Source organism: Methylorubrum podarium (genome assembly GCF_022179745.1).
Classification (GTDB): domain Bacteria; phylum Pseudomonadota; class Alphaproteobacteria; order Rhizobiales; family Beijerinckiaceae; genus Methylobacterium; species Methylobacterium podarium.
Genome location: NZ_BPRD01000088.1, coordinates 1 through 4,207 on the forward strand (window position 1 = coordinate 1; position 4,207 = coordinate 4,207).

6 protein-coding genes and 1 pseudogene are annotated in these 4,207 nt (G+C 71.0%); 5 read left to right on the top strand and 2 right to left on the bottom strand.

Translation table 11 applies throughout. The features are described from left to right. The 3 genes and pseudogenes from MFF42_RS04495 to MFF42_RS04505 form a co-directional block, all read left to right on the top strand. Positions 1-264: pseudogene (locus MFF42_RS04495) on the top strand (PepSY domain-containing protein); the annotation flags it as partial. Then, positions 261-611 carry a DUF3325 domain-containing protein gene (locus MFF42_RS04500; RefSeq protein WP_238254691.1) on the top strand — a complete coding sequence of 117 codons (351 nt, stop codon included), beginning with the start codon at positions 261-263 and terminating at the stop codon, positions 609-611. The pseudogene MFF42_RS04495 and the gene MFF42_RS04500, both read left to right, overlap by 4 nt. Further along, positions 611-904 (top strand): hypothetical protein, encoded by a 294-nt coding sequence (locus tag MFF42_RS04505; protein WP_238254692.1) that lies wholly within the window; start codon positions 611-613, stop codon positions 902-904. Before MFF42_RS04500 ends, MFF42_RS04505 begins: the two co-directional genes overlap by 1 nt. A gap of 172 nt (positions 905-1,076) precedes the next feature. Here MFF42_RS04505 and MFF42_RS04510 read toward each other — a convergent pair whose 3' ends face one another. Further along, complete coding sequence (locus tag MFF42_RS04510; RefSeq protein ID WP_238254693.1) at positions 1,077-1,841, bottom strand: RluA family pseudouridine synthase; 765 nt, start codon at positions 1,839-1,841, stop codon at positions 1,077-1,079. A 55-nt stretch (positions 1,842-1,896) separates the two neighbouring features. Here MFF42_RS04510 and ftsY point away from each other — a divergent pair, with 55 nt between their 5' ends. Continuing rightward, positions 1,897-3,360 carry a signal recognition particle-docking protein FtsY gene (gene ftsY, locus MFF42_RS04515; RefSeq protein ID WP_238254694.1) on the top strand — a complete coding sequence of 488 codons (1,464 nt, stop codon included), beginning with the start codon at positions 1,897-1,899 and terminating at the stop codon, positions 3,358-3,360. A gap of 43 nt (positions 3,361-3,403) precedes the next feature. Beyond that, on the top strand, positions 3,404-4,024 hold the full coding sequence (locus MFF42_RS04520) for a septation protein A (RefSeq protein WP_238254695.1): 621 nt from the start codon (positions 3,404-3,406) through the stop codon (positions 4,022-4,024). Between the two features lie 70 nt (positions 4,025-4,094). Here MFF42_RS04520 and MFF42_RS04525 read toward each other — a convergent pair. After that, positions 4,095-4,207: carotenoid 1,2-hydratase family protein (locus MFF42_RS04525; protein ID WP_507763102.1), on the bottom strand; the 113-nt coding region annotated here is incomplete at its 5' end.

Below are 4,207 nucleotides of genomic sequence, written 5' to 3' on the forward strand. Positions count from 1 at the left end.
GGCTTCGCGGTGGTCGCCGCCGACATCCTGACGATCCCCGACCATCCCCTGCGGCTCGGCGGCGGCGATCCGCTCTTCGCGTGGTTCGACGGGGCGATGCTGCTCCTCGCGGGCCTGTTCGCCGTCGCCGCCCGCAAGATCCTGCGCTACGAGGCGCCCAAGCGGGATCGGGAGCGGGGCGCGAAGCCGGCGCAAGCCGCCTCGACCGCCCCCGCCTCCCCCGCCCGCGCGCCCGCGCGGCGCCCGGAGCCAACCCACGCATGACGCCCCTCGTCCTCGCCGCGAATCTCGGATTGAGCTTCGCCGCGCTCGCCGCCCTCTGCCTCAGCCTGAACCGGCACCATGCCGAGGTCTTCGACCGCAAGGCGGAGCGGGCGGCGGCCCTGCGCCTGCGCCTGTTCGGCTGGGGGGCGATCGCCCTCTCCTTCCTCGTCGCCGGGCTGTGGGAGGGCTGGGCGTTCGGCCCCGTGCAGTGGATCGGCGCACTCACCGGGGCGGCCGTGGGGCTGGTTCTGCTCCTGTCCTACCGGCCGCGCTACGTCGCCCCCGCGGCGCTCGCCGCCCTCGTCGCGGCGGCCCTGCCGCTGGCGGTCCTCGCCGTCTCGGCCTGATGCGCCCGCTGCCGCCGCCTGAGGCGCTCGCCCATGCGGGCCGCCTGCTCGCCGCGCACGGCTTTCGCGAGACCGCCCGCAACACCCGCGGCGACAGCCTCTATCTCGCCCGCGGCGAGGGTGCGGAGCGGCTGCGCCTGTCGAACCATGCCCGCACGCCGAAGCAGCGGCGCATCCACCCGGAGGTCGTGGCGAGCCTCGTGATCCGCGCGCCGAAGACGGAGGCGCAGGTCGCCGCCCTGGTCGAGGCGGCCCTGCGCGACTTCGCGGGCGGGCTCGCCCGGCGGGGCTGACGCCTTACACGCCATCCGTTTGATCGCTTCGGTGTTTCCTCCGTCATTGCGAGGCGAAGCCGTGGCAATCCAGTCCGCGACTTTTCCGGATGAGTCGCGCGCTGGATCGCTTCGGCTCCGCCTCGCGATGACGGAGGCTGGCAAAGCCCGAAGCGATCGACCGGAAAAGGTATCACCCGTCCGCTGCGCAGGCACCCTCTCCGGCGGAGGGGAGAGGGTTTTGCGATGCGGCGACCATCCCGCACGCGACCAACCCCGCCCGCATATGCGCCGGCGCAGGCGCCTCCACGGCGATCGCCTCGCGCTTCGGATAGAGCGGCAGGCGCAAGCCCCGCGCATGGAGCTGGAGACCCGGCCCCTCCCGCCCGGCGTTCCCGTAGATCGCGTCGCCGCGGATCGGCCAGCCCATCGCCGCGCAGTGGACGCGCAGCTGATGCGTGCGCCCCGTCACCGGCTTCAGTTCCAGCCACGACATCCCGTTCGCCCGCCCGAGCACCCGGTAGAGTGTCAGCGACGGCGCGCCGGCCGGGTCCGCCTTCATCCACCAGCTGCGCGGATCGTCCGAGCGCTTGGCCAGCGGAAGGTCGATGCGCCCCTCCGTCGCCTCGGGTCCGCCCTCGACCAGCGCCCAATAGGTCTTGTCCACCTTGCCGTCGGCGAACAGGCGGTTCAGACGGGCGAGCGCCTTGGCGTGACGGCCCAGCACGAGGCAGCCCGAGGTGTCGCGGTCGAGCCGATGCGCGGCCTCCGGGCGGCGCGGCAGGCCGAAGCGCAGGGCGTCGAGATGGTCGGTCAGGGTCGGCCCGCCCTTCGGCCCCGGATGCACCGGCAGACCCGCCGGCTTGTCGATGACGAGCATCAGGGCATCGCGGTAGAGCAGGGAAAGCCCTATCTCCGGTCCGACGGTGCGATCCGGCACTGAAACACGCGCGTTCATGCCTCACGGGCTAGAATGCCGGATCGTCGCGGGCAAGGCTGTATAAGGGACTGGGATGAGCGACGACGAGAAGCCCGGCTGGTTCGGACGCCTGTTCGGGCGGAAGGGTGCGCCCGAGGCGAAGCCAGCCGACCCCACGCCCGCCGAGGAACTGCCGGCCGAGGTTCAACCGGACGCGCCGCCGGTCACGCCGGACCCGCTGTCGCCGGCCTCCGAATCCGAGGGTCTGCCGGACTTCGCCACCGCGGCGGACGACGTGTCCCACGTGCCGCCGCCGGTCAGCGAACCCGCCTCCGAGGATCCCGACAAGAACCGCATCCCCGATCAGGTCGAGGGCGCCGACCTCCAGCCGGAGCCGCAGCCGCCGTCGGGCGAAGCGCCGCAGCCGGACGAGACGACGACGGAGCCGGAACCGTCGGCCCTCTCCGCGGAGCCTGCGGAGAAGCGGAACTGGTGGTCGCGCCTGACGGTCGGTGACGCGGAGGAGGCGGTCCCGGCCGAGGCGCAGCCGCCCGCCGAGGCCGACATCCAGCCCGTCGATTCCGCCGCGGCGCTCGCCAGCGATGCGATCTCCGGTGCCGTCGAGGGCACGGAGAAGCGGGGCTGGTGGTCGCGGCTCACCGAGGGCATGCGCCGCACCTCTTCGGCCCTGTCGGACCGGGTGACGGGGCTGTTCACCAAGCGCAAGCTCGACGCGACCACCCTGGAGGATCTGGAGGACGCGCTGATCCAGGCCGATTTCGGCGTGGAGACGGCCACGCGGATGTCGGAGGCGGTCGGCAAGGGCCGCTACGAGAAGGGCATCTCGCCGGACGAGGTGCGCGCCATCCTCGCCACCGAGATCGAGCGGGCGCTGGAGCCGGTGGCGACCCCGATCGCCATCGACACGGGCAAGAAGCCGTACGTGATCCTGACGGTCGGCGTGAACGGTGCCGGCAAGACGACGACGATCGGCAAGCTCTCCCTCAAGTTCAAGGCGGAGGGCCGCAGCGTGATGCTGGCGGCGGGCGACACGTTCCGCGCCGCGGCGATCGAGCAGCTGCGGGTCTGGGGCGAGCGCACGAACACCCCCGTGATCAGCCGCGAGCAGGGATCGGACGCCGCCGGGCTCGCCTTCGATGCCTTCAAGGAGGCGCGGGAGAACGGTACCGACGTGCTCCTCATCGACACCGCCGGCCGCCTGCAAAACAAAGCGGGGCTGATGGCGGAGCTGGAGAAGATCGTCCGGGTCATCCGCAAGCTCGATCCGGAAGCGCCCCACGCCACCCTGCTGGTTCTCGACGCCACCGTCGGCCAGAACGCGCTGAGCCAGGTCGAGCTGTTCTCGCAGGCGGCCCCCGTGTCCGGCCTCGTGATGACGAAGCTCGACGGAACCGCGCGGGGCGGTATTCTGGTGGCACTCGCCGCGAAGTTCGGCCTGCCCGTGCATTTCATCGGGGTCGGCGAGGGCGTCGAGGATCTGGAGCCGTTCGCCGCGCGGGATTTTGCCAGGGCGATCACCGGCCTCCCCAAGGAGTGATCGATTGCCCGCCGCCCCATCGCAAGATCGTGAGAACCTCAGCATGAAGGTCGAGAGCGTCCCGCCGCGCCGGCACCTGCCGCCGCTCCTCAAGCTGGCGCTGGAGGTGGGCCCGCTCGCGGTGTTCTTCTTCAGCAACGCCTATGCCGAGCGCTTCGGCGTGACGCCGGAGAGCAAGCTGTTCGTGGCGACCGGCGTGTTCATCGTCGCCACGATGATCGCGCTCGGCGTGCACTTCGCCCTGCTGCGGCGGCTGCCGATCATGCCCCTCGTCTCTGGCGTCGTCGTGCTGGTGTTCGGCGGGCTGACGCTGGCGCTTCAGGACAAGACCTTCATCATGATGAAGCCGACCATCGTGAACACGCTGTTCGGCCTCGTCCTGCTCGGCGGGCTCGCCTTCAACAAGTCGCTGCTCTCGGTCGTGCTCGACAGCATGTTCGCGCTGACCGACGAGGGCTGGCGCAAGCTCACCTTCCGCTGGGGCCTATTTTTCCTCGCGCTCGCCGCCCTCAACGAGATCGTCTGGCGCACGCAGACGGAGGATTTCTGGGTGAGCTTCAAGGTGTTCGGCATCATGCCGCTCACCATCGCCTTCGCCCTGGCGCAGACGCCGCTGCTGCTGCGCCACGAGCGCAAGGACGAGGCCGAAGCGAAGGCCGGCTGATCGATTCCGAGAGCGCTTTCCGACGAAGTGGATGCCGGTTCGTCGATAGAAAGCGCGTCAGAACAATGATCTAGATCCGCCGCGGCATCCGGAACGGCAGCATCAGCCGCACCAGCGGGTTGCGGAACCGGGTCAGCGAGAGGCTCTCGTGCACCGGCCGCGCCGCCTCGCCGTCGAGGGTCG